Raw genomic sequence first — 22927 nt, forward strand, 5'->3', positions numbered from 1 at the left:
CGCTCGTCAGGTGGGTTCGAAGCGGCAGCTCGGGAGGCACGAGGTGTGCCGTCCCGCACGCAGAAGAAGGAAGAGTTACCCGTATGGCACAGGGCACCGTCAAGTGGTTCAACGCCGAGAAGGGCTTTGGTTTCATCGCCCAGGACGGCGGCGGCCCCGACGTCTTCGTCCACTACTCGGCCATCCAGACGAATGGCTACCGTTCGCTGGACGAGGCTCAGCGCGTCGAGTTCGAGGTCACGCAGGGCCCCAAGGGTCCGCAGGCCGACGCAGTTCGTCCGCTCTGACACACCGGAGAACACCGCAACGAGCGACACCTACGTCGTTTGTGCAGAGCCCCCGGCCGTCCGGCCGGGGGCTCTGTTCTGTCTCGGGCCGCCTCGCCGGATCCGTGGCGGATCCGCGGCGGACCAGGGGTCGGGCCCGCCGTCTGCGGCTCCCCGCCCGGCGCGTGGGCACGGTCGCCTGAACGGGCCTGGGCGCGCCGGTGACCGCTGACGTGGACGGCCGCTCGCCCGGCCGCCCACCGCGTCAGCACTGCTCGTACGGGGTCGCCGTCGGGGACGGGGTCTTCGTCCTGGTCGGGGAGCTGGTCGACGAGGTGCCCGAGCCCGTCGAGGACGGCTTCGGCTTCGGCGGCGCGATGCCCTTCTGGACGAGCGCCCGCACGAGCTGGTAGTCGGGGTTGCTCGAGTAGACGCCCTGCGAGGAGGTCAGGGCGACGCTGTTGATCTTCGCCTTCTGGACGCGCTCGACGAGGTCGACGAAGGCGGGGAGGTTCTGCGCCGGGATGTCGGTGTAGATGTTGTCCTTGAGGATCTTGGCGATCTCGGGGTACTTGCCGACCATCTGGGCCGGGTTGACCTGCTTGACGATCGCCTGGACGACGCAACGCTGGCGCATCTGGCGGTGCGTGTCGTCGTCGGCGGCGCGGGTGCGGGCGTACCAGAGGGAGTGCCAACCGTCGAGGTGTTGGAAGCCCGGTTCGAAGTAGCCCTTGACGCCGAAGAGGCGGCCGCTGGCGTCGTGCTCGCCACCGATGGTCAGCTTGGTGCCGTAGCCGGACAGCTTGACGTTGATGTCGAGTCCGCCCATCGCGTCGATGAGCTGGGAGAAGCCCTTGAGGTCGATGACGACCATCTGGTCGACCTTGAGGCCGGTGATCTCCTGGACGGTGCCGCGGATCTCGGTGCGGCCGGGGGAGGCGCCCGCCGGGTAGGCGTGGGGGTGGCTCTTGGCGTAGTTCTCGGCGTCGACGTAGAGGTTGGTCAGCATGCACTGGCCGGGGCCCTGGTCGCAGGTGCTGTCGGGTGAGCCGAAGCTGCCGGACCGGTAGAGGGCGCGCAGAGGCGAGGTGGGCGCGAGCGGTGCGTTGAGCAGGTTGCGCGGCATCGAGATGAGGGCCGTGCGGCCGGTCTTGGTGTCGATGCTCGCCAGGATCATCGAGTCGGTGCGGATGCCGACCCGGTCGGCGCCGGCGTCGGAGCCGATGAGGAGGATGTTGACGCGGGCCTGCTTGGCCCACGGGTCCTCGCCCTCCGCGACCTGGGCGCCCTCGCCGGGCGTGACCCGGGTGCTGCCGAACACCTGGGCCACGGTCGACTGCGTGATGCTCGCGTACTCGGCGACCTTGAACGAGGAGGCCGCGACGATGAAGACCATGAGGGTCGTGAAGGCGGCGAGGAGCCGGGTACGGGTGCGGTCCAGGCGCGTCGGGCGGGACTGGATGGCGGTGAGGATGATCGAGCCGCACCAGAGGATGCCACCGACGACGAAGAGGACGGCGACCGCGGTGAGCACGGTCGGGCGGGCGACGAGGGCCAGGGCGGCGTTCGTCACACCCGTCCTCAGGACGTAGTACGCGAGGAGGCCGGCGCTCGCGATGGCGATGAGGAGCAGGCCCCAGCCGACCTTGCGGCTGCGGGTCTGGGTCAGTCCCGCACCCGGGACGACGGTCCCCAGGACGGTGAGCCCGAGGGCGCGTCGGAAGCCCGACTTGAGCTCACGACGCAGCGTCTCGCGGGTCTGGGGCGTCCCCGGACCGCGCACAGTCGGGTAGGTCATGGGGTCCTCTCTGCTCGGCTCGTTGGCTCGGCCGACAGGACATTGTGCCCTGACTTGCTGTCAGGTACCTCATCGGCATCCGCGAGTCGAGCGGGGGGTCGGACCCCCGGTTTGGGGGACCCGGACCGGGGCCGGTACCCTGACTCCGCCCGTGCATCCGTCGCCGTGTCGCGCCCCGCGTCGCGCCGCCGGTGGTCCGGGCACGGAGGCGTCGCATAGTGGCCTAGTGCGCCCGCCTGCTAAGCGGGTTGAGGATAAAACCTCTCGCGGGTTCAAATCCCGCCGCCTCCGCCAGCACGACACAGAAGGACCCCGACACGCTTTTCGTCGGGGTCCTTCTGTGTCGTGCTGATCGAACACGTTGGGATTTGGGAGGAGTCCAGGAGTCCCCGACGAACGAGGGGACTCCTGGACGACGGATCCCGCCGCCGTGAGCTCGCGCGACCGCCCTGCGCCCTCTGTCGCGGGTGATGCGCGTCAGCCGACGTCCTGGCGTCGGCGTCGCCGGCGCTGCGACGCGGGCAGCAGCACCCACAGGGCCATCGCCAGGAGGGCGAGCGCCCCGCCGAGCCAGAACGCGCTCGGGTGCGACAGCAGCACGTCGAGGACGAGGACCACACCGCCGATGATGCCGAGGACGAGGAAGACCAGGCCGGTGCCGATGAGCCGGTCGGTGTGACGGACCACGTAGTCCTTGAGACCCTCACGGAACAGCATGCGGTGCATGGCGACGGGAGCCATGAACACCAGGGTGCTGACGGCGATCGACAGGAGCGTGGCGACGTAGACGGTGCGCTGCAGGTCGGTCAGCTGGGAGAAGCGCTGCTGGAACGGGATCGTCAGCAGGAAGGCGAAGAGGATCTGCACGCCCGCCTGGACGATGCGCAGCTCCTGGAGCTGCTCGTTGAAGTTGCGGTCGAGTCGCTGCGCCTCGGTCTCGTCCCGCGAGTAGGGCTGTGGGTCGCTCATGCCAGAGGTGTACCCGGTCCGCCCGTGCCGTGCCCTCGGGTGGCCGGGACGACGGAGGGCCCGGCACCCATCGGGGTGCCGGGCCCTGCATCACGTCGCCCGCCGTCGCCGACACGCGGCTGCGGACCGGCGCGTCAGTCGGCGCTGACGCGCGCCCGGAGGGCGTCGAGCTCGGTACGCAGCTCGGTCGGCAGCTGCTCGCCGAACTTGTCGAACCACTCCTCGATGAGCGGGAGCTCGGCCTCCCAGTCCGACGCGTTGACGGCGAGGGCCTTGGCGACCTGCCCCGGCGTCAGGTCGAGACCGTCGACGTCGAGGGACTCGGGCGTCGGGACGAGCCCGATCGGGGTCTCGACCGCCTCGGCGTCGCCGTCGAGGCGCTCGACGACCCACTTGAGGACGCGGCTGTTCTCCCCGAAGCCGGGCCAGAGGAACGAGCCGTCCTCCTCGTCGCGGCGGAACCAGTTGACGCCGAAGATGCGCGGCAGCTTGGACGCGTCGGCGCTCTTGCCGATCTCGAGCCAGTGGTTCATGTAGTCGCCGGCGTGGTAGCCGATGAAGGGCAGCATCGCCATCGGGTCGCGGCGCACGACGCCGACGGCACCGGTGGCGGCGGCCGTCGTCTCGGAGGACAGGGTCGCGCCGATGAACGTGCCGTGGGTCCAGTCGCGCGACTCGTAGACGAGCGGCACAGTCGTCTTGCGTCGGCCGCCGAAGAGGATCGCGTCGATCGGAACGCCGTTCGGGTTGTCGTACTCCGGCGCGATCATCGGGCACTGCTTGGCCGGCGTGCAGAAGCGGCTGTTCGGGTGGGCGGCCTTGGTGCCGGCCTCGCCGTCGGCCGGCGTCCAGTCGTTGCCGTGCCAGTCGGTCAGGTGGGCAGGCGGCTCGTCGGTCATGCCCTCCCACCAGACGTCACCGTCGTCGGTCAGGGCGACGTTGGTGAAGACCGAGTTGCCCTTCTCGATGGTGGCCATGGCGTTGGGGTTCGTCGAGGCGCCGGTGCCGGGGGCGACTCCGAACAGGCCGAACTCCGGGTTGACGGCGTAGAGCCGGCCGTCCTCGCCGAACCGCATCCAGGCGATGTCGTCGCCGACCATCTCGGCCTTCCAGCCGGGGATCGTCGGGGTGATCATCGCGAGGTTCGTCTTGCCGCACGCGGACGGGAACGCGGCGGCGACGTAGTGGACGGACCCCTTCGGCGAGGTGAGCTTGAGGATGAGCATGTGCTCGGCCATCCAGCCCTCGTCGCGGGCGATGGCGCTCGCGATGCGCAGGCTGTAGCACTTCTTGCCGAGGAGGGCGTTGCCGCCGTAGCCGGAGCCGTAGCTCCAGATGGCGCGCTCCTCCGGGAAGTGGACGATGTACTTCGTCTCGGAGCAGGGCCACGGCACGTCCGCCTCGCCGTCGGCGAGCGGGGCACCCACCGAGTGCAGGGCCGGGACGTAGGAGGCGTCGGTCTGCTCGATCTTGCGCAGCACCTCGTCGCCGCAGCGGGCCATGACGAGCATCGAGACGACGACGTAGGCGGAGTCGGTGATCTCGACCCCGAACATCGGCACCTTCGCGTCGAGGTGACCCATGACGAACGGGATGACGTACATGGTGCGGCCCTGCATCGACCCGCGGTACAGCTCGGTCATCCGAGCCTTCATCTCGTCCGGCGCCATCCAGTTGTTGGTCGGACCGGCGTCCTTCTCCTCGACCGAGCAGATGTAGGTGCGGTCCTCGACGCGGGCGACGTCGGAGGGGTCGCTCTTGCAGTAGAACGAGTTCGGCTTCTTGTCCTCCGCGAGGCGCACGAAGGTGCCGGCCTCGACGAGCTGGTCGGTCAGCTCGGCCCACTCCTCGGGGGTGCCGGTGATCCAGCGGATGTCGCGCGGCTGCGTCAGCGCGGCGACCTCGTCGACCCACGCGGCCAGGCCGGCGTGCGTCGTGTGCGTAGTCGGTTTCTCTTGGGTCGTGGTCACTTGCGGGCCATCCCTTCGCGCGGTGCACTCCGGCACCACGTCGTGCCGGTTTCTGCTGCTCACCGTGCGGGCCCCGGTCGGGCGCGGGTGGCGCCTCGCCAGGTGTCCACATAGTGAGCAGATGACGTGATGAACTCACGGTACGCCCGGCCACCAAGGCCGGTGACCGCTCGTGCGCCCCGTCCCGGTGACACGGCTCACACCCGATGCCGGCTGCAAGGAGCCCGACGCGGACGTGTCGGTTTCTTGCAGGATTTGCACGGCGATGGCGCGAAGGACAACGGTGCGCTCCATGCAGCGCCCGGCGACCCGTCGAGCCTCAGGGCGGCCACCGGACCGGCCGGAAGCGCGGCTCGGCGTGGGTCTGGCGAGGGACGATTTCGTGGTTCCGGACCCGAGGCGCTAAGGTAACTCTTCGTCCCGCCCGGAAGGGCTGGAGACAGTTGCACCCGTAGCTCAACGGATAGAGCATCTGACTACGGATCAGAAGGTTTGGGGTTCGAATCCCTACGGGTGCGCTCTGTGTTGAGACAGAGGACAAGGCCCTGACCAGCGGAGACGCAGGTCAGGGCCTTTCTCGTCCAGCCGGCGCCGCGGGAGCGCGTCCGCCTTGTCGACCTGGGCGTCGTGGCGCTCGATGAGCTTGGGCAGCAGTCGGGATGGCGTGTCCAGTCAGAGGGGCAGGCCGGCTCCGCGGTGAAGACGTTAGTCGCCCGCGTGCCCGTCGGGACCGGCGGCCCGTCGCTCGCGATCCTGCTCGGCGCGATGAGCCTTGAGGGTCTCGACCGCGCACGCCGGCCGGGGGAGGCGGTGAACGGCCCTACGTATCGCGAAGCGGGGACACGACGTCGAGGGTTCCGGACTCGATCACGTCCGCGGCGACATCGCGGAGCTTGCGGTTCGTGTTCTGGCTCGCGATCCGGAGCAGGTCGAACGCCTGCTTGTCCGTGACCTTGTGTGTCGCCATGAGAATCCCGATCGCCATGCCGATCCTCCGGTTCGAGGCGAGGGCGTGCTCGAGCTGTTCAGCGTGGGTTCGGTGGGCGACCGCGGAGGCGGCGATCGCGCCGTGAGTGGCCAGGAGCAGCCCGACGGCGGCTGCGGTGTCGTCGAACGCGTCGATCCGGTCGGAATAGAGGTTGAGCCCTCCGATGAGTCCGGCACCCATGTCCATCCGGTACGACACCATGCTGCGCAGGCCCAGGGCCGCGACTCGGCGGCCGTACTCCGGCCAACGCTGGTCGGTCGTGAGGTCGCGGGGACGGTAGGTGGTCTGCTCGAGGATCGCGTCGATGCAGGGCCCGGTGCCCAGCTCGTACTGGATGTTGTCGGCCTGCCGCGCCAGGTCGCTGCTCGCGGCCACCGTCTGGAACGTCACGCGGTTCATCCGGGTGATGCTGGAGGCCGTCGTTCCGGGGACGCGGTGAAGGGCGACATCGACGATCGCCTGGAACGCCGACCCGACGGTCGCTTCCTCGACCCGCCCGCCGAGCTCGGTAAACGCATCAGCGATGACCCCGAGTTGATCGCTGACCCGGGTGGCTGGGGAAGCGTCTGCCATGGCCGGCCGATCTGTGTTCGGTTGAGCACGAGTCCTGCGGGGATGGCTCAAGTATGCGGCCCTCACTCGCGAAAAGCGTCGTAGCCGCCCGAGTGGACATGACCCACCTGCGTGGCTGGGCGCTGCCAACGGCCTTGCTGACCGGTACTCGGATCGCATTGTTCGCATGACGCGAATCGGACTGGCTGCGCATGGGCGCCGTGCTCGCATGGGGCGGTACCGACGCTGGACGGGCCGAAGGGCACTCCGGAGCAGAGGGTCTGGGGTTCGAATCGCTACGGGTGCGCTCTGTGTTGGCACAGAGGGCGAAGGCCCCGTCCGGATGCGATCGGGGCCCTCGTCGTGTGTCAGCCCCTGCAGGGGCGCGTCGGCCCGGCCCGGCCCCTCCCATGCAACGTGGACGTGCAGGACGGCGCCGCCGTGGGTCGTGGCGCTCACTCCGCCGGCTGGCCGGGCTCGTACCAGGGGTCGGTCACCTCGCGCAGCATCGTCAGGGCCTCGCGCAGCTGACGCATCCGGCGTGGTCCGAGGTGCTGCTCCCACTCGCGTTCGAGCCGCTCCTCCTCCGCGCGGGCCACGGGGATCGCCCGCCGTCCCTTGGCGGTCAGCCGAACGAGCCGGGCGCGTCCGTCGTCGGGGTCGGGGACACGTTCGACGTAGCCGGCGCGCTCGAGCCGGTCGACGAGCGCGGTGGCCGTCTGCTTGGCCACGCCCGCGCGCTCGGCGAGCACCGAGATGCGGGTGCCGTCGGGGTCGATGCCCGCCGTGATGCGGCCCTGGGCGAGCGTGACGTCGTCGAAGCCCGCCGCGCACACGGCCTCGTGGATCCGCGCCTCGGCGTGGCGCGCGGCGATGAGCATGAGCAGGGACGAGGGCAGCTCGCGGGTCATGACACCTCTTGTGATAGTCCTATGTACGAACTACATTGGTTCTATGTTCGTACTAGTTGAGCCAGTCTAGCGAGCCCTGCCGTGTCCCGCCCGGCCGTGACCGTCGACTTCTGGTTCGACCCCGTCTGCCCGTACTCGTGGATCGGTTCCCGGTGGCTGCTCGAGGTCGAGCGGTACCGTCCCGTCCGGCTGCGCTGGCACGTCATGAGCCTCTACCTGCTCAACGCCGACCGCACGGACGACCCCTCGTACGTCGACCACCTGCGCCGGTCGACCGGGGTGGCGCGCGTCGCCACGGCCGTCGAGGTGCGCCACGGCGGCGAGGCGCTCGGAGCGTTCTACACCGCGTACGGGGCCCGGGTCTTCGACCACTGGCGCTACCCGGACCCGGAGGAGTGCCGCGCTGCGGCAGGTGCGGCCCTCGAGTCCCTCGGGCTGCCCGGGCGTCTCGGCGCGGCGTTCTCCTCCGAGGCGTACGACGCTGACCTGCGCCGCAGCCACGACGACGCCGTCCGACGCGTCGGCGACGAGGCCGGCACGCCGGTGCTCGCGCTCGACGGCGCCGCCGCCTACGGCCCCGTCCTCGGCGCGATCCCGCGCGGACGGGACGCCGTCCGCGTCTTCGAGGGGGCACGCCTGCTCGCCGGCCACGGCGAGTTCTACGAGCTGAAGCGGACGCGTGAGCGCCCGCCCGTCTTCACCTGAGCCGGCCGGTTCCGCGACCACGCGCGACCGCGAGAGAATCCGTGACAGAAGGGGATCGACATGAGACCTGTGAACGAGACGCCGGACCTGGACCTCATCTGGTCGGAGATCGACGAACAGCGCCGCCGCACGGTGGCGATGCTCGAGAGCCTCACCCCCCGCCAGTGGGACCACCCCTCGCTCTGCGACGGGTGGACGGTGCGGCACGTGGCGGCCCACCTCACCCTGCAGCGTCAGCACGTCGGGGACGTCCTGCGTGTGCTCGTCGAGCACCCGCGCCTGCTGCGCAGCATCGGCCTGAACCGCATGATCCACGACTCGGCCGTGCTCCAGGCGGCGCTGCCCACCGACGAGATCATCGCGCGGATCCGGGCGGGCATCGGGTCACGCCGCCACAACTCCTTCGTGACCCCCCGCGAGACCCTCACCGACAGCCTCGTGCACGCACAGGACATCGCGGTCCCACTCGGCATCGGGCTCGAGACGCGCCCGGTCGCCGCGGTCATCGCCGCCGACCGGATCTGGGCGACCCGGGACACGTGGCTGGGGACGGTGAACCGGCGGCTGCCCATCGACGGCTACCGACTCGTGGCGACGGACGCGGACTGGTCGGTCGGGGCCGGCCCGGAGGTCACCGGCCCGATCATGGCCCTCCTGCTGCTCCTGACCGGTCGTCCGGTCGCGCTCGCCGACCTGGACGGGGACGGGGCAGCCCAGCTGAAGATGCAGACGCAGCCGGCCTGACACCGGTCCGGGGTCGCGTCGGCGACGACGCCGTCCCTTGCGTCGGCCCCGACGCGGAGGTTGGGTGAGGGTGAACCGTCCCGACGTCCGGAGGCCACCGATGACCGCTGTGCAGCCAGACTCCTCCACCGAGCTCGACCCGACGCTGTCGCACACCCGGGGTGAGACCGAGCCGCCGCTCATCGAGCAGACGATCGGCGACAACCTCGACGCCACCGTCGCGCGGTTCCCCGATCGCGAGGCGCTCGTCGACGTCGCGCAGGGACGGCGGTGGACCTACGCCGAGCTGCAGCGCGACGTCGACCGTCTCGCGCGGGCCCTCCTCGCCGTCGGGGTCCGCACCGGCGACCGCGTCGGCATCTGGGCCCCGAACTGCTCCGAGTGGACGCTCGTCCAGTACGCCGCGGCGAAGACGGGCGCGATCCTCGTCAACATCAACCCGTCCTACCGGGCGCACGAGCTGCAGTACGTGCTGGGCCAGTCCGGCGTCTCGACCCTCATTGCCGCCGAGAGGTTCAGGACGAGCGACTACCGCGGGATGGTCGAGGAGGTCCGCGACGAGCTGCCGGGACTCGAGCGGGTCGTCTACATCGGCACGCCGGACTGGGACGACCTCCTCTCACGTGCCGACGAGGTGCCCGCCGACGAGCTGGCCCGCGTGCAGGCCGGGCTGTCGAACACCAACGCCATCAACATCCAGTACACGTCAGGTACGACCGGGTTCCCCAAGGGTGCGACCCTGAGCCACCGCAACATCCTCAACAACGGCTACTTCGTCGGCGAGCTCTGCGGCTACACCGAGGCGGATCGGGTCTGCATCCCCGTGCCCTTCTACCACTGCTTCGGGATGGTCATGGGCAACCTGGCGTGCACGTCGCACGGCTCGTGCACCGTGATACCGGCGCCCGGCTTCGACCCCGCCGCGACGCTGGCCGCGGTCCAGCAGGAACGGTGCACGAGCCTCTACGGCGTGCCGACGATGTTCATCGCGGAGTGGAACCTGCCGGACTTCTCCTCCTACGACCTGTCCACGGTCCGCACGGGGATCATGGCCGGCTCCCCGTGCCCGGTCGAGCTGATGAAGAAGCTCATCGCCGCCGGCATCGAGGAGATGACGATCTGCTACGGCATGACCGAGACCTCCCCGGTGTCGACGCAGAACCGCACCGACGACACCGTCGAGCAGAAGGTCGGCACGGTCGGACGCGTCGCTCCGCACCTCGAGATCAAGATCGCCGACCCCGCCACCGGTGAGACGCTGCCGCGAGGGCAGGCGGGCGAGTTCATGACGAAGGGCTACTCCGTCATGCTCGGCTACTGGGGCGAGCCGGACAAGACGGCCGAGGCGGTCGTGGACGGCTGGATGCACACCGGCGACATCGGGGTCATGCACGACGACGGGTACGTCGAGATCACCGGCCGGATCAAGGACATGGTCATCCGCGGCGGCGAGAACGTCTACCCGAGGGAGGTCGAGGAGTTCCTCTACACCCACCCGGACATCCTCGACGCCCAGGTCATCGGCGTCCCGGACGAGAGGTACGGGGAGGAGCTCTGCGCCTGGATCCGGATGAAGGACGGCGCGACGCCCATCACGGCGGAGTCCCTGCGCGAGTTCTGCACCGGCCGGCTCGCGCACTACAAGATCCCGCGGTATGTCGAGATCGTGGACGAGTTCCCGATGACGGTGACGGGGAAGGTGCGCAAGGTGGAGATGCGCGAGGCGACGGCCAGGCGGCTCGGCCTCGGCCAGGGCCGCCCGTAGGCGTCGGAACGGGCACGCTCGGCAGAGGTCGTCGTGGCAGCCACGCGAACCGGCTTGGGGCGCAGTAGGTTGCCCGGTGGAGCGGTCGTCCTGGACCCGTGACCCGAGAGGGATGGAATGTCCGACACCAGCACAACGATCCTGTGGGTGGTCGTCGCCGTCGTCGTCATCGCGCTGATCGTCTGGTTCTTCGTCTCGGCCAGCCGGCGCAAGGACCTCGAGGCGCGGCGCGCGGAGGCCGACCGGCTGCGGGCCAGCCTCGATGCCCGGCTGACCGAGGTGCAGCAGGCGCAGGACCGCGCGTCGGTGACGGGTGCGATGGCCGCCGAGGCGCAGGCCGAGGCCGACGCCCGGGCCCGTGAGGCGCGACGGCTCGAGGAGCAGGCCGCCGGGGCGGCCGCGGCCGCGGAGCGGGCGCAGGCGCAGCACGACGCGCTCGCCCGCGAGGCGGACCGCATCGACCCCGACGTCGCCACCGAGGACGAGGGCGACGACGAGGGCGGCTCCCTCCGAACATCCTCGGGAGCGGCCGTGGGCTCCGCGGCCTTCACCGAGGAGGAGGACGAGGACGACGACCTGGCCGACGCCGAGAACCCCTTCGCCCCGGCCGCCGACCGTATTGGGGCACAGACGGGTTCGGACGACGACGCGATGGTCGACCCGGATGGGGGGAGGGGCTGGACCACGCCGCCGGACGCGACGACCGAGGACGTGGAACGTGCCGCCGCGTCCGAGGGCGAGGGAATGGGTACTGAGCAGGTGCCGTCCTGGCGCGACGACGCCGAGCCGCAGAGCCGGTCGGAGTCGGCAGCCGCGAGGGCGACCGACGAGGACGCCTCGGGCTCGAGCAGCGGGGCCGAAGGCGTCGCGTCCGACGGCGCCGGGCAGCCCGGTGCCACCGCCGACCGCAACGGAGCCGACGACATGAGCGACACGACCCAGCAGCCCGCGGCGTCCGCCGACGACGCCGACCAGGCCCGGACCACCAGCACCGGGCGCACCGACGACGCATCCGGCGACCCCACCGCGGGCGCCGAGGAGGGCGCGGCCGCGCTCTCGGGTGGCGCGGCGAGCGCCACGGCCGCGGCCTCCGGTGAGCCGGTCGCGACCGGCGACGAGGAGTCCGAGCCGCGCCGGACGCCCACGGAGGCTGCCGAGGCGGCCGAGGACGCCACTGCGGCCCCGGCGACCGGCACCGCGGGGTCGACGGCCCGGGCCGCGGGTGGCTCGTGGCAGCCGCCGGACGCCGACGAGGCCGACGAGGTCCACGTGCCGGCCCTCGAGGACCGTGAGGAGCACCTCACCGAGGGAGGGACCCCCAGCGACGACCCCGGCGACCACCGCGGCCAGCCGTGGGCGACGACGACCGGTCAGCGTCCGCTCGATGCCGAGGACCCGGCTCAGCCGGACGCCAGCGACGCCGCCCTCGGTGAGCGCGACGACCCGACCAAGGCCCCCGAGGGCGAGGAGAGCGCCGCCGAGGCCGCTCCGGCCTCCGCGGACGAGGCGGCCGAGGCCGCCGCGGACTCCGCGGACTCCGCGGACTCCGCGGACTCCGCGGACTCCGCGGACTCCGGGTCGTCCGAGGCCTCCGCGGGGGCTGCCGAAGACGCCTCGGGGCGCTCGATCGGTCGCCGGGTGTCGGAGTACGAGGAGGTCGTCGACGGCGGTTACGGCATGGGGTCCGCCGCGCCGATCGGCGACGGTGCCCAGCCGCTCGGCCATGCCGTCAAGGGTGTCCGGGACGGCAACCAGTTCCTCTCGCCCGGTGACGAGGGCTACGAGGACGCCGAGCCCGACGTGTGGTTCTACGACGAGGACGCCGCACGTCGCTCGGGGTTCACCCGCCGCGGCGAGTAGCCCGTCGCGACCCCGAGGACGGGGCCGGGCAGCCCGACGGCGCCCGGCCCCGTCCCACGCCTCCGGGCCCGCCGCGGGCGCGGTGAGGTGGCCCAGCCGCCGGCAAAACCCGGGAGAGGGCACCGCGCGGCCACACCTAGACTGGCCCGCATGGTCTCCCCGCTCGTCGCGCTCACGCCGAAGGTCCAGTCCGCGATCGCCACCGCGCTCGGTGACGATTTCCGCGAGGTGGACCCGGTGCTGCGTCCGTCGCAGTTCGCCGACGTGCAGGTCAACGCGGCGCTCGCCCTCGCCAAGAGGGTCGGCGCCCCGCCGCGGGAGGTCGCCGCGAAGATCGTCGACGCGCTCGACGTCGACGGCGTGTGCGAGAAGGTCGAGGTCAGCGGACCCGGCTTCGTCAACCTGACGTTCAGCAGCGCCTGGCTCGCCTCGCTCCTCGCCGACGTCGACGCCGACGATCGGCTGGGCGTGCCGCTCGAGGCCCCCGAGAACATCCCGATCGACTACTCCGCGCCGAACGTCGCCAAGGAGATGCACGTCGGGCACCTGCGCACGACCATCGTCGGCGACTCCCTGGCCCGGACGCTCGAGCACCTGGGCCACCACGTCATCCGACAGAACCACATCGGTGACTGGGGCACGCCGTTCGGCATGCTCATCGAGCACCTGCTCGAGGTGGGGGAGGGCTCGCCCGAGGCCGAGCTGCTCGTCAGCGACCCGAACGCGTTCTACCAGGCGGCGCGGACCAAGTTCGACACGGCCGAGAAGGCCGAGCCGCGCGGGAGCGCAGGCGACTTCGACGTGCGGTCACGGGCCCGGGTCGTCAAGCTGCAGGCCGGTGACCTCGAGACGCTCGAGCACTGGCACGAGCTCGTCGGCATGTCGAAGGTGTACTTCAACAAGGTGTACTCGACGCTCGGCGTCACCCTCACCGACGACGACCTCGCGGGCGAGTCCACGTACAACGACGAGCTCAAGGCGATCTGCGACGAGCTCGAGTCCAAGGGCCTGGCGACGGTGTCCGACGGCGCCCTCTGCGTCTTCCTCGAGGGCTACACCGGCCGTGAGGGCAAGCCGGTGCCGCTCATCATCCGCAAGTCCGACGGCGGCTACAACTACGGCACCACGGACCTCGCGACCATCCGGTACCGGGTGTCCAAGCTCGGCGCGCACCGGGTCCTCTACGTCATCGGGGCCCCGCAGTCCCTGCACCTCAACATGGTGTGGGACACCGCACGCAAGGCGGGATGGCTGCCCGAGGACGTGACGCCCGTCCACGTGCAGATCGGCAACGTCCTCGGCGAGGACCGCAAGATCCTGCGGACGCGCTCGGGCGCGTCGCTGCGGCTCATGGCCCTGCTCGACGAGGCCGTCGACAAGGCGCGGGCGCTCATCGACGCCAACCGCCCCGACCTCGACGAGGCGGCGCGGGCGACGATCGCCCGGCAGGTCGGCATCGGCGCGGTCAAGTACGCCGACCTGTCGGTCGCGCACGACAGCGAGTACGTCTTCGACCTCGACCGGATGGTCTCCCTCACCGGCAACACGGGCCCCTACCTGCAGTACGTCGTGGCCCGGATCCGCTCCATCTTCCGGCAGGTCGGCACCGACCCGGCGACCCAGCACGGGGGGATCGTCCTCGGCGAGCCGCAGGAGCGTGCCCTCGCCCTGCACCTGCTCGGCTTCGCCGACGTCGTGACCGAGGTCGGTGCGGTGTACGAGCCGCACCGGCTCTGCGGCTATCTCTTCGAGCTGGCGCAGGCGTTCTCGGCGTTCTACGAGAACTGCCCCGTGCTCAAGGCCGAGCTCGACGAGGTGCGCGAGTCGCGGCTGACCCTGTGCGCGCTCGTGTTCCGTGTCATGACGACGGGTCTGGGTCTGCTCGGCCTGGAGGCACCCGAGCAGATGTGACCCGCGGGGAGCGGGGCCGGCCGTGCAGGTGTCAGCACCTCGTCACATCTTCTCCGTTGCGGCCCGAGGCTGTGGCGGAGGACAGTCTCCTCATGAGCGACTGGGACTTCAGCGGCCTCAAGGCGACCTACGTCAACTGCACCCTCAAGAGGAGTCCCGAACAGAGCCACACCCAGGGACTCGTCGACGCGAGCGCGGCGATCATGCGTGAGCACGGCGTCGACGTGGACGTCATCCGGTTCGTCGACCACGACGTCGCCACCGGCGTCTACCCCGACATGCGCGAGCACGGCTGGTCGGTTGATGCGTGGCCCGAGCTGTACCCGGGCATCCTCGACAGCCAGATCCTCGTCGTGGCGGGCCCGATCTGGCTCGGTGACAACGCGAGCGTCACCAAGCGCTTCATCGAACGCATCTACTCGCTGTCGGGGATGCTCAACGACCGCGGCCAGTACCTGTTCTACGGGCGCGTCGCCGGCTGCCTCATCACGGGCAACGAGGACGGCATCAAGCACTGCGCGCAGAACATCCTCTACTCCCTCCAGCACGTGGGCTACACGATCCCGCCCAACGCGGACGCCGGATGGATCGGCGAGGCGGGTCCCGGCCCCAGCTACCTCGACCCCGGCAGCGGCGGCCCCGAGAACGACTTCACCAACCGCAACACGACCTTCATGACGTGGAACCTCATGCACCTGGCCGCCATGCTCCGCGCGGCCGGGGGCGTGCCGGCGTACGGCAACCAGCGCTCGGAGTGGAACGCCGGGGAGCACTTCGGCTGGCACAACCCCGAGTACCGCTGACCTCCGCTGCCGCCCCTGCCCGGCCCCTACCGGCCCTGACCTGTCCCGCCCGCCCCGACCCGCCCCGACCCGCCCCGACGGACCGGCCCGGACCGCCCCTGCCGGCAACACACCGAGAAACTGCCAAGGCCGGCAGGAGTACCTCGCCGCGGTTGGCAGCTGCTCGGTGTGTTGCGGGTCAGGGGGTCGGGAGGGGGGAGCCCTGCCGGACGCCGTGGAGGCACTCGAGCAGGTCGGCGTAGCGGCCGGTGACCTCCGCCGAGACGCCGGCCGCATCGAGCGGTGCGTCGTACTCGGAGTCGATCTGCAGCTGCCACGTCGGCGGCACGTCGCCCCCGGACAGCGCCCACGCCGCCTGGCGGGCCGCGCCGACGCCGACGTACTCGGCGGGGGAGGGCACGACCACGGGTGTCCGGAAGAGGCCGGGCGCGATCTCGCGGACGGCACGCGAGGCCGAGGCGCCCCCGATGAGCAGGACCCGCTCGACGCCGACGCCGTGGCCGCGCAGGGCGTCGACGCCGGCGACGAGGTTGCAGAGCATGCCCTCGACGGTGGCGCGCGCGAGGTTCTCGGGGGTGGCGTTCGCGCGGGTCAGGCCGCCGAGCGTCCCCGCGGCGTCCGGCAGGTCGGGGGTCCGCTCGCCGTCGAGGTAGGGCAGCAGCGTCAGACCGCCCGCCCCGGGCTCGGCCGCGAGCGCGAGCCGGTCGAGCTCTGCGAGGTCCACACCGAGCATCGCGGCGGAGGCCGACAGGACCCGGGCCGCGTTGAGGGTGCACATGAGCGGCAGGTGGCGACCCGTGGCGTCGGCGAAACCGGCGATGGCGCCGCTCTCGTCGCGGATCGCCGAACCGTGCGGGGTGAAGACCGTGCCGCTCGTGCCGAGCGAGACGACGACGTCCCCGGGCTCGAGCGTCAGCCCGAGCGCGGCCCCCATGTTGTCGCCGGTCCCGGCAGCCACGAGCATCCCCGACGCGGTACGGCCCGCGGCCTCGGCGGGCGCCAGCACGTCGGGCACGGCGACCCGGCGACCGAAGGCCAGCTCGAGCAGGTCGACGCGGTAGTCGTCCGTGGCCGCCGACCAGTAGCCGGTCCCCGAGGCATCGCCGCGGTCGGTCGTCCAGCCTCGAAACCCGTTGCCCTGCTGGAGGATCCTTCCGGTGAGCCAGTCGTGCGGCAGGACGACCCGAGCGACGCGGGCAGCGCGCTCGGGCTCGTGCTCGGCCAGCCAGCGCAGCTTGGTCACCGTGAAGCTGGGGACGAGGACGAGACCCACCGCGTCGACCCAGGCCGCCGCGCCCCCCAGCTCGTCGGTGAGGTCGCGAGCGGCCCGGGCGCTGCGCGTGTCGTTCCAGAGCAGGGCGTCTCGCACGACGACGTCGGAGTCGTCCATCGCGACCATGCCGTGCTGCTGCCCACCGACGGCGATGGCGGCGACACCGTCGAGGATGCCGCCGCCGCTCGCCTGCTCGTAGGCCTCCCACCACCGGTCAGGGTGCACCTCGGTTCCGTCGGGGTGAGGGGCTCGGGCCGTGCGCACCACCGCGCCGGTCTCGGCGTCGCAGACGACGATCTTCGTCGACTGGGTCGAGCTGTCGACCCCGGCGACAAGGGTTCGGTCGTCGGTCACGTGCTGCCTCGGCTGGTCCATGACCGAAGGGTCTCCCGAGCGCCGTTGTCGTGCAAGGCCGAGAGCGCGTCCGTGAACACCGCGGTGAACCGGGGGTCGTCGACGAGGCCGCCGAAGAGGTCCCGGTCGCGTAGGAAGGCGAGGGGGTCGTCGTGCTGCCGGGCCGCCGCAGCCATGACGCGGTCCCGGACCCGGTCGACGACCTCGATCGGCTCGCCCTGCTCGTCGACCCCCTCGGCGTACCGTGCCCACGAGGCCACGACGAGGGCTGAGCGGTGCACCTCGCCCCCCGTCTCGAGGTTGTGGTTGATGACCGGGACGAGCCACTTCGGGATGCGGTCCGACGACTCGGCGCACAGCCGCGCCAGCGTGTCGCGCACCTCCGGGTTGGCGAACCGCTCGACGAGCTGGTGCCGGTACGCGTCGAGGTCGACACCGGGGACCTCGGGGAGCGTCGGGCTGCCCTCGTGCTCCATGTAGCCGAGGAGGAAGTCGACGAAGAGCGGGTCCTGGCAGACCTCGTGCGCGTACCGGTAGCCCGAGAGGTAGCCGAGGTAGCACAGCGCCTGGTGGCTCGCGTTGAGCAGCCGCAGCTTCATCAGCTCGTAGGGCACGACGTCGTCGACGAGCTGGACGCCGGCGTCCTCGAAGGGCGGCCGGCCGTCGGTGAAGTGGTCCTCGAGCACCCACTGCGTGAACGGCTCGCAGACGACGGGCCAGCCGTCCGCGATGCCGAACTCGCGGTCGAGGCGGTCGATGTCGTCGGGCGTCGTCACCGGCGTGATGCGGTCGACCATGCCGTTGGGGAACCGCACGTGCTCGTCCATCCAGTCGGCGAGGTCGGGGTCCTTGAGCCGGGCGAACGCCGTCATCATCCGACGTGCGACGTCGCCGTTCCCCGGCAGGTTGTCGCACGACATGACGGTGAACGGCGGCGTCCCGGCCGCGCGGCGCGCCTCGAGCCCGGCCACGACGTAGCCGAAGACGGTGCGCGGCGTCGCACCGTCCTCGAGGTCGGCGCGGATCGACGGGTCGTCGGCGTCGAACTCGCCCGTCACCTGGTTGACGAGGTAGCCACCCTCGGTGATCGTCAGGCTGACGATGCGGGTGGCGGGGTCGGCGAGCTTGGCGACGACGGCCTGGGGGTCGTCGGGGCCGAAGAGCAGCTCGACGATGCTGCCGACGACCCGGGCCTCCCGGTGGCCGTCCGGGTGCTTGACGACGAGCGTGTAGAGCCCGTCCTGCGCGCTCAGCGTGTCGATGATGCGCCGGTCGTGGGGCAGCGCGCCGACGCCGCAGATGCCCCAGTCGAGCGCCTCGCCGGCGTTCATGAGCGCATCGACGTACATGGCCTGGTGGGCACGGTGGAACCCGCCGACACCGAAGTGGACGATGCCGGTCGTCACGGCGCGCCGGTCGTACGCCGGCCGCGCGACGCGCGGGTCCAGGTCCCCGAGCGTCGCGTCGGACAGGGCCACCCCGGAGCGGTCGGGTGCGGCAGCGCTCATCGCACGGCACCCATCGACAGGCCCTGCACGAGCTTGTCCTGCGCCGCGAACCCGGCGGCGAGCACCGGCAGGGACACGACGAGCGAGGCCGCGCAGACCTTGGCGAGGAACAGGCCCTGGCTCGTGACGAACCCGGTGAGGAACACCGGCGCCGTGCCGGCCGTGGTGCCGGTGAGCACCCGCGCCAGCAGCAGCTCGTTCCAGCTGAAGATGAAGCAGATCAGCGCGGCCGACGCGATGCCTGGCATGACCACCGGCGCGATGACGTCGCGCAGCGTCCGGGTCAGGCTCGCGCCGTCGACCTGCGCCGCCTCGAGCATCTCGACCGGCACCTCGGCGAGGAAGGAGCGCAGCATCCACACCGCGATCGGCAGGTTCATCGACGTGTAGAGGATGACGAGCAGCCAGATGTTGTCGAGCAGGTGCGCCCGCTGGGCGAACAGGTAGATCGGCAGGATGCCGGCGACGATCGGCAGCATCTTCGTGGAGAGGAAGAAGAAGAGCACGTCGGTCCACTTGCGCACCGGCCGGATCGACAGGGCGTACGCCGCCGGGAAGGCCAGGAGCAGGACGAGGATCGTCGACAGGACGCTCGCCGTCAGCGAGTTGAGCAGCGAGGGCCACGGACCGGCGTCGAAGAACGTCCGGTAGCCCTCGAGGCTGAGCGGCGCGAAGAGGCTCGGCGGGTTGGTCGCCGCGTCGGTCTCCTTGTGGAACGAGGTCAGCACCATCCACAGCACCGGCAGGGCGAAGAGGATGCCGACGACCCAGGCGAGCAGGCCGAGCAGGGCGTGGCTCTTCGGCGGCTTGCGGTGCGCGATCGGCACGGTCGGGGTGCCGGGCGTCCCGGGGGCTCCGGCGTCCGTACTCCGTCCGCTGCCGGTCCCCGTGCCGGCCCGGGTGCCGGGTGAGGTGCTCTGCGGGACGGCGCTCATCGGGTCTCCTCCTTGAACAGGCTGAACACGGTGCGCAGGGCCAGGGTGGCGATGATGATCGTGCCGATCACCACGACGACGCCTGCAGCAGAGGCACGCCCGTAGTCCTGGGCGGTGTAGAAGGTCTGGTAGATGAAGTACGGCAGGTTGGCCGTGCCGAGGCCGCCGGACGTGATCGTGAAGACGTGGTCGAAGTTCTGCACGACGTAGATCGCCCCGAGCAGGGCCGACAGCTCGATGTACTGGCGCAGGTGCGGCAGCGTCATGCTCTTGAAGATCTGCCACCCGTTCGCGCCGTCGATGCGGGCGGCCTCGACGACGTCGAGGGGGCGGCTCTGCAGGCCGGCGAGCAGGATGAGCATCATGAACGGCGTCCACTGCCACACGAGCGCCGCGATGATCGACCACAGCGGGTTGTTCGTGATCCAGTCGGGCTGCGGGGCGTTCGGCCCGAACACCGCCTTGAGGAGGCCGTTGAACAGGCCGTACTCCGGGTTGTAGAGGGCGTGCTTCCACAGCAGGGCCGCTGCGACCGGGACGACGAGGAACGGCGTGATCATCAGGGTGCGGACGACGCCGCGGCCACGGAACCGGCGGTCGAGCAGCAGCGCGATGCCGAGCCCCAGCAGGAGGCTGAGGACGACGACGGCCACCGTGAGCAGGACCGTGACGATGACGGCCGACCGCGTGTTGGTGTCGGTGAAGACCCGCCGGAAGTTGTCGAACCCGGCGAAGCCGCGCTCGTCCGGGTAGTAGGCGTTCCAGTTCATGAACGAGATGACGAGCGTCGCGACGAACGGCAGCTGCGTCAGGATGATGACGAAGACCAGCGCCGGCAGGAGCGGGGCCCGGCGGGCCCAGTCACCGGCCCGGGCCAGCGTCGTGGCGCGTCCGGCGTCCTCGGTCGGGTGGGTGGCGCCCGGGGTCTCGTCGTGGGTGTGGGTGCTCGTGCTCACTGGTCCGCCTCCCGTGCCTTGTAGCGCTCGGCGACGTCTGCGGCGAGCTTCTGACCGTTGTCGAGGGCCTCGGCGACCGACGTGCGCCCGGCGATCGCGGCGCTGACCTCCTGGCTGACCTGCGTGCCGAGGTCGGGGAACTCCGGGATGTCGACGAACTGGACGCCGAGCGCCGGCCGCGGCTGCACACCCGGGTTCGCCGGGTCGGCCGACTCGATGGCCTGCTTCGTCGGCTCGGCGAAGGCCGAGGCCTCGGCGAGGTACTTCGGGTTCTCGTACGTCGAGGACCGCTTGCCCGCGGGGACCCTCGACCAGCCCAGCTGCTCGCCGACGAGCTGCTCGTACTCCTTGCTCGAGGCCCAGGAGACGAACTTCCAGGCGTTCTCCTGCTTCGTGCTCGCGGCCTGGATGCCCCACGACCAGGCGTAGAGCCAGCCCGAGCTCTTCGTCCGGACGACCGGTGCCGGGGCGTACCCGAGCTTGCCGCGCACCGGCGAGTCCTTGGCCTCGAGCGAGCCGGCCGCCGACGTCGCGTCGTACCACATCGCCACCGAGCCCTGCGTCAGGTTGTTGAGGCACTCGGTGAACCCGGCCTGCGGGGCACCGTTCTCGCCGTGGGCCCGGACGAGGTCGACGTAGAACTGGACGGCCTGCCTGAACTCCGGGGCGTTGACCTTCGGTGTCCAGTCCTTCTCGAACCACGTGCCACCGAAGGTGTTGACCACCGTGGTGAGCGGGGCGAAGACCTGCCCCCAGCCGGGCTGGCCGCGCAGGCAGATGCCCTTCATGCCCGGCCGCGCACCGTCGACCTTGGCGGCGATGTCGGCGACCTGCGGCCACGTCGGGGCGGCCGGCATCGTCACGCCCTTGGACTGCAGGACGTCCTTGCGGTACATGAGGAAGGAGGACTCGCCGTAGAACGGCTCGCCGTAGACCTTGCCGCCGTAGGACAGCGAGGTCTGCATGGGCTTGAGGATGTCGGCCTGGTCGAACCCCGGGTCTTTGGCCAGGAAGGGGTCGAGCGGCGAGATCCACTTGGCCTTGGCGTAGATCGGGATCTCGAAGTTGGAGACCGTCGCGACGTCGTACTGCCCTGCCTGGCTGGAGAACTCCTGGCTGATCTTGTCGCGGACGTCGTTCTCCGGGAGCACCGTGAAGTTGACCGTGATGCCGGTCCGGGCCGTGAAGTACTTGGCCGTCAGCTGCTGCAGGTCGACCATCTGCGGGTTGTTGACCATGAGGACGCTGATGCTGTTCGGGCCGCCCCCTCCGATGCCGCCGCCGCCCCATCCGGCGCAGCCGGCGAGACCGGTGACGATGCCCGTCGCCAGCCCGGCCACCAGCACCCGTCGCCCGACCCGTCGTCGTCGGTGCCCGACCTCGCCTCGTCGCACGTCTCCTCCTTGAGTATCGCTCATTTGAGCGCTGCTGCGCACATATGAGTAAAGTGACTGGCGTCACGGCTGTCAACCGTTCGTCCGGAGGCAGGACGGGCGTCGAGTGCGGAAGGAGGCGAAAGTGAGGGGTGCTGCCACGAACGACCGCCGGACACGCCAGACTTCGCGTGTGAAGGACGCGGCCATCGAGCGACGCGGCCCGGCCGAGCTCGTGCTCGCGGCCGCGGTCGCGCGGCGGCACTACCTCGCCGGCCAGTCGAAGGTCGAGATCGCCGACGACCTCGGCCTGAGCCGGTTCAAGGTCGCCCGGCTCATCGACTTCGCCCGCGAGGCCGGGATCGTGCGCATCGAGATCGTCGCCGACGGCGAGCTCGACCTCGACCGTTCCGCACGCCTCCAGGAGCGCTACGGCCTGCGGCACGCCGTCGTCGTGGACGGCTCGCGCGTCGAGGCGTCGGCGCTGGCCGACCACCTCGGGCTGGCCGCCGCGCGCCTGCTCACCGACATCGTCCGCGACGACGACGTGCTCGGCCTGCCGTGGTCGCGCTCGGTCGACGTCATGACCCGCTCGCTGCACGACCTGCCGCCCGTCGACGTGGTGCAGCTGAGCGGCGCGATGGAGGTCGAGGGCCACGACAGCAGCGCCGTCGACATCGTCCGCCGGGCCGCCCGGGCCACCGGCGGGGGGTCCTCGATCTTCCACGCGCCGCTCCTGCTCGACGACGCCGCCGGCGCGGCCACGCTGCGGCGCGAGCCGCAGGTCGCCAAGGTCCTCGCCCGCGCCTCTCGCGTCACCATCGCGGTCATGGGCGTCGGCGCGTGGGCCCCGGGCCTGTCGACGATCCACGACGCCGTCGCCCCCGCCGACCGCAAGGCCCTGGCCCGCCTCGGCGTCGTCGGCGAGATCGCCGGTGTGCTGTTCGACGCGTCCGGCACCGTCGTCGAACCTTCGCTGTCCGAGCGCGTCGTCACGATCAGCCCGGAGGCGCTGCGCGGGATCGACGAGGTCGTCGCCATCGCGTCCGGAGCGCAGAAGGGGACGGCGGTGCGTGCGGCCCTCACCGGGCGGCTCGTCAACGCCCTCGTCGCCGACGCCACCCTCGCCGACGCGCTCCTCGGCTGACCCCCGCTGACCTCGCGCTGACCTCGCGCTGACCCGCGCCGGCCCTGCGCCCGAGCCCTCCGCGTCCGACCCCTCTTCACCGTTCCATCGAACGCGGCCGGCGACACGCCCACGATCAGAGACGCGCCCGGCTGCGGCC

Annotated in this window: 18 protein-coding genes and 2 tRNA genes; 10 read left to right on the forward strand and 10 right to left on the reverse strand. The window is 71.1% G+C overall.

Going from position 1 to position 22927, the window contains the following annotated elements:
- Positions 1-83 precede the first annotated feature (83 nt).
- Positions 84-287, forward strand: a complete 204-nt coding sequence (locus tag AC1VM9_RS10565) for a cold-shock protein (RefSeq protein ID WP_034805904.1) — start codon at positions 84-86, stop codon at positions 285-287.
- A gap of 244 nt (positions 288-531) precedes the next feature.
- Here AC1VM9_RS10565 and AC1VM9_RS10570 read toward each other — a convergent pair whose 3' ends face one another.
- The gene (locus AC1VM9_RS10570) at positions 532-2064 is read right to left on the reverse strand and encodes an LCP family protein (RefSeq protein ID WP_483122588.1); all 1533 of its coding nucleotides are present in this window, start codon (positions 2062-2064) and stop codon (positions 532-534) included.
- A 204-nt stretch (positions 2065-2268) separates the two neighbouring features.
- On the opposite strand from AC1VM9_RS10570, the gene AC1VM9_RS10575 reads away from it, so the two are divergent.
- Positions 2269-2358, forward strand: a tRNA-Ser gene (locus AC1VM9_RS10575).
- Between the two features lie 183 nt (positions 2359-2541).
- On the opposite strand, the gene AC1VM9_RS10580 is transcribed toward AC1VM9_RS10575, so the two are convergent.
- Together AC1VM9_RS10580 and AC1VM9_RS10585 are read right to left on the reverse strand one after the other, a co-directional pair.
- Positions 2542-3033, reverse strand: coding sequence for a DUF6328 family protein (locus tag AC1VM9_RS10580; RefSeq protein WP_481341668.1), 492 nt, complete (start codon positions 3031-3033; stop codon positions 2542-2544).
- A 134-nt stretch (positions 3034-3167) separates the two neighbouring features.
- A complete protein-coding gene (locus tag AC1VM9_RS10585; RefSeq protein ID WP_483122590.1) occupies positions 3168-5003 on the reverse strand; it encodes a phosphoenolpyruvate carboxykinase (GTP) in 1836 nt (611 codons plus the stop codon).
- Positions 5004-5448: 445 nt separating this feature from the next.
- Between AC1VM9_RS10585 and AC1VM9_RS10590 the strand changes: the two genes are divergently transcribed.
- Positions 5449-5521: transfer RNA gene (locus AC1VM9_RS10590), tRNA-Arg, on the forward strand.
- Between the two features lie 302 nt (positions 5522-5823).
- Here AC1VM9_RS10590 and AC1VM9_RS10595 read toward each other — a convergent pair.
- Positions 5824-6615, reverse strand: coding sequence for a GAF and ANTAR domain-containing protein (locus AC1VM9_RS10595; RefSeq protein ID WP_481341666.1), 792 nt, complete (start codon positions 6613-6615; stop codon positions 5824-5826).
- A 383-nt stretch (positions 6616-6998) separates the two neighbouring features.
- On the reverse strand, positions 6999-7454 hold the full coding sequence (locus AC1VM9_RS10600; protein WP_481341665.1) for a MarR family winged helix-turn-helix transcriptional regulator: 456 nt from the start codon (positions 7452-7454) through the stop codon (positions 6999-7001).
- Between the two features lie 81 nt (positions 7455-7535).
- Between AC1VM9_RS10600 and AC1VM9_RS10605 the strand changes: the two genes are divergently transcribed.
- The 6 genes from AC1VM9_RS10605 to AC1VM9_RS10630 all read left to right on the forward strand — a co-directional run bounded on the left by AC1VM9_RS10605 (position 7536) and on the right by AC1VM9_RS10630 (position 15242).
- Complete coding sequence (locus AC1VM9_RS10605; protein ID WP_481341664.1) at positions 7536-8159, forward strand: mycothiol-dependent nitroreductase Rv2466c family protein; 624 nt, start codon at positions 7536-7538, stop codon at positions 8157-8159.
- 60 nt (positions 8160-8219) lie between these two features.
- Positions 8220-8903, forward strand: coding sequence for a maleylpyruvate isomerase family mycothiol-dependent enzyme (locus tag AC1VM9_RS10610; protein ID WP_481345463.1), 684 nt, complete (start codon positions 8220-8222; stop codon positions 8901-8903).
- Between the two features lie 100 nt (positions 8904-9003).
- The gene (locus AC1VM9_RS10615; RefSeq protein WP_483122591.1) at positions 9004-10668 is read left to right on the forward strand and encodes an AMP-binding protein; all 1665 of its coding nucleotides are present in this window, start codon (positions 9004-9006) and stop codon (positions 10666-10668) included.
- Positions 10669-10785: 117 nt separating this feature from the next.
- Positions 10786-12528, forward strand: a complete 1743-nt coding sequence (locus AC1VM9_RS10620) for a sunset domain-containing protein (protein ID WP_481341661.1) — start codon at positions 10786-10788, stop codon at positions 12526-12528.
- Between the two features lie 150 nt (positions 12529-12678).
- On the forward strand, positions 12679-14439 hold the full coding sequence (argS, locus tag AC1VM9_RS10625; protein WP_481341660.1) for an arginine--tRNA ligase: 1761 nt from the start codon (positions 12679-12681) through the stop codon (positions 14437-14439).
- A gap of 92 nt (positions 14440-14531) precedes the next feature.
- Positions 14532-15242 carry a flavodoxin family protein gene (locus AC1VM9_RS10630; protein WP_481345459.1) on the forward strand — a complete coding sequence of 237 codons (711 nt, stop codon included), beginning with the start codon at positions 14532-14534 and terminating at the stop codon, positions 15240-15242.
- Between the two features lie 178 nt (positions 15243-15420).
- On the opposite strand, the gene xylB is transcribed toward AC1VM9_RS10630, so the two are convergent.
- The 5 genes from xylB to AC1VM9_RS10655 are packed head-to-tail and all read right to left on the reverse strand — an operon-like array spanning position 15421 to position 21662.
- A complete protein-coding gene (gene xylB / locus AC1VM9_RS10635; protein ID WP_483122593.1) occupies positions 15421-16890 on the reverse strand; it encodes a xylulokinase in 1470 nt (489 codons plus the stop codon).
- Positions 16866-18377: a mannitol dehydrogenase family protein gene (locus AC1VM9_RS10640; RefSeq protein ID WP_483122594.1), complete on the reverse strand. Its 1512-nt coding sequence runs from the start codon at positions 18375-18377 to the stop codon at positions 16866-16868. Before AC1VM9_RS10640 ends, xylB begins: the two co-directional genes overlap by 25 nt.
- Positions 18374-19312, reverse strand: coding sequence for a carbohydrate ABC transporter permease (locus AC1VM9_RS10645; protein WP_483122595.1), 939 nt, complete (start codon positions 19310-19312; stop codon positions 18374-18376). The genes AC1VM9_RS10640 and AC1VM9_RS10645 overlap by 4 nt, the downstream gene beginning before the upstream one ends.
- Positions 19309-20268: a carbohydrate ABC transporter permease gene (locus tag AC1VM9_RS10650; RefSeq protein WP_481341655.1), complete on the reverse strand. Its 960-nt coding sequence runs from the start codon at positions 20266-20268 to the stop codon at positions 19309-19311. Before AC1VM9_RS10650 ends, AC1VM9_RS10645 begins: the two co-directional genes overlap by 4 nt.
- Positions 20265-21662, reverse strand: a complete 1398-nt coding sequence (locus tag AC1VM9_RS10655) for an ABC transporter substrate-binding protein (RefSeq protein WP_481346870.1) — start codon at positions 21660-21662, stop codon at positions 20265-20267. Before AC1VM9_RS10655 ends, AC1VM9_RS10650 begins: the two co-directional genes overlap by 4 nt.
- A gap of 172 nt (positions 21663-21834) precedes the next feature.
- On the opposite strand from AC1VM9_RS10655, the gene AC1VM9_RS10660 reads away from it, so the two are divergent.
- A complete protein-coding gene (locus tag AC1VM9_RS10660; RefSeq protein ID WP_483122596.1) occupies positions 21835-22788 on the forward strand; it encodes a sugar-binding transcriptional regulator in 954 nt (317 codons plus the stop codon).
- Positions 22789-22927: the final 139 nt, after the last annotated feature.

The organism is Monashia sp. HAY1-11D, assembly GCF_056868035.1.

Bases quoted from the DNA above. Each gene is read 5' to 3' on its own strand.
- AC1VM9_RS10565 (WP_034805904.1), top strand. From the start codon at position 84: ATGGCACAGGGCACCGTCAAGTGGTTCAACGCCGAGAAGGGCTTTGGT.
- AC1VM9_RS10570 (WP_483122588.1), bottom strand. From the start codon at position 2,064: ATGACCTACCCGACTGTGCGCGGTCCGGGGACGCCCCAGACCCGCGAG.
- AC1VM9_RS10580 (WP_481341668.1), bottom strand. From the start codon at position 3,033: ATGAGCGACCCACAGCCCTACTCGCGGGACGAGACCGAGGCGCAGCGA.
- AC1VM9_RS10600 (WP_481341665.1), bottom strand. From the start codon at position 7,454: ATGACCCGCGAGCTGCCCTCGTCCCTGCTCATGCTCATCGCCGCGCGC.
- AC1VM9_RS10610 (WP_481345463.1), top strand. From the start codon at position 8,220: ATGAGACCTGTGAACGAGACGCCGGACCTGGACCTCATCTGGTCGGAG.
- AC1VM9_RS10615 (WP_483122591.1), top strand. From the start codon at position 9,004: ATGACCGCTGTGCAGCCAGACTCCTCCACCGAGCTCGACCCGACGCTG.
- AC1VM9_RS10620 (WP_481341661.1), top strand. From the start codon at position 10,786: ATGTCCGACACCAGCACAACGATCCTGTGGGTGGTCGTCGCCGTCGTC.
- argS (WP_481341660.1), top strand. From the start codon at position 12,679: ATGGTCTCCCCGCTCGTCGCGCTCACGCCGAAGGTCCAGTCCGCGATC.
- AC1VM9_RS10630 (WP_481345459.1), top strand. From the start codon at position 14,532: ATGAGCGACTGGGACTTCAGCGGCCTCAAGGCGACCTACGTCAACTGC.
- xylB (WP_483122593.1), bottom strand. From the start codon at position 16,890: ATGGACCAGCCGAGGCAGCACGTGACCGACGACCGAACCCTTGTCGCC.
- AC1VM9_RS10640 (WP_483122594.1), bottom strand. From the start codon at position 18,377: ATGAGCGCTGCCGCACCCGACCGCTCCGGGGTGGCCCTGTCCGACGCG.
- AC1VM9_RS10645 (WP_483122595.1), bottom strand. From the start codon at position 19,312: ATGAGCGCCGTCCCGCAGAGCACCTCACCCGGCACCCGGGCCGGCACG.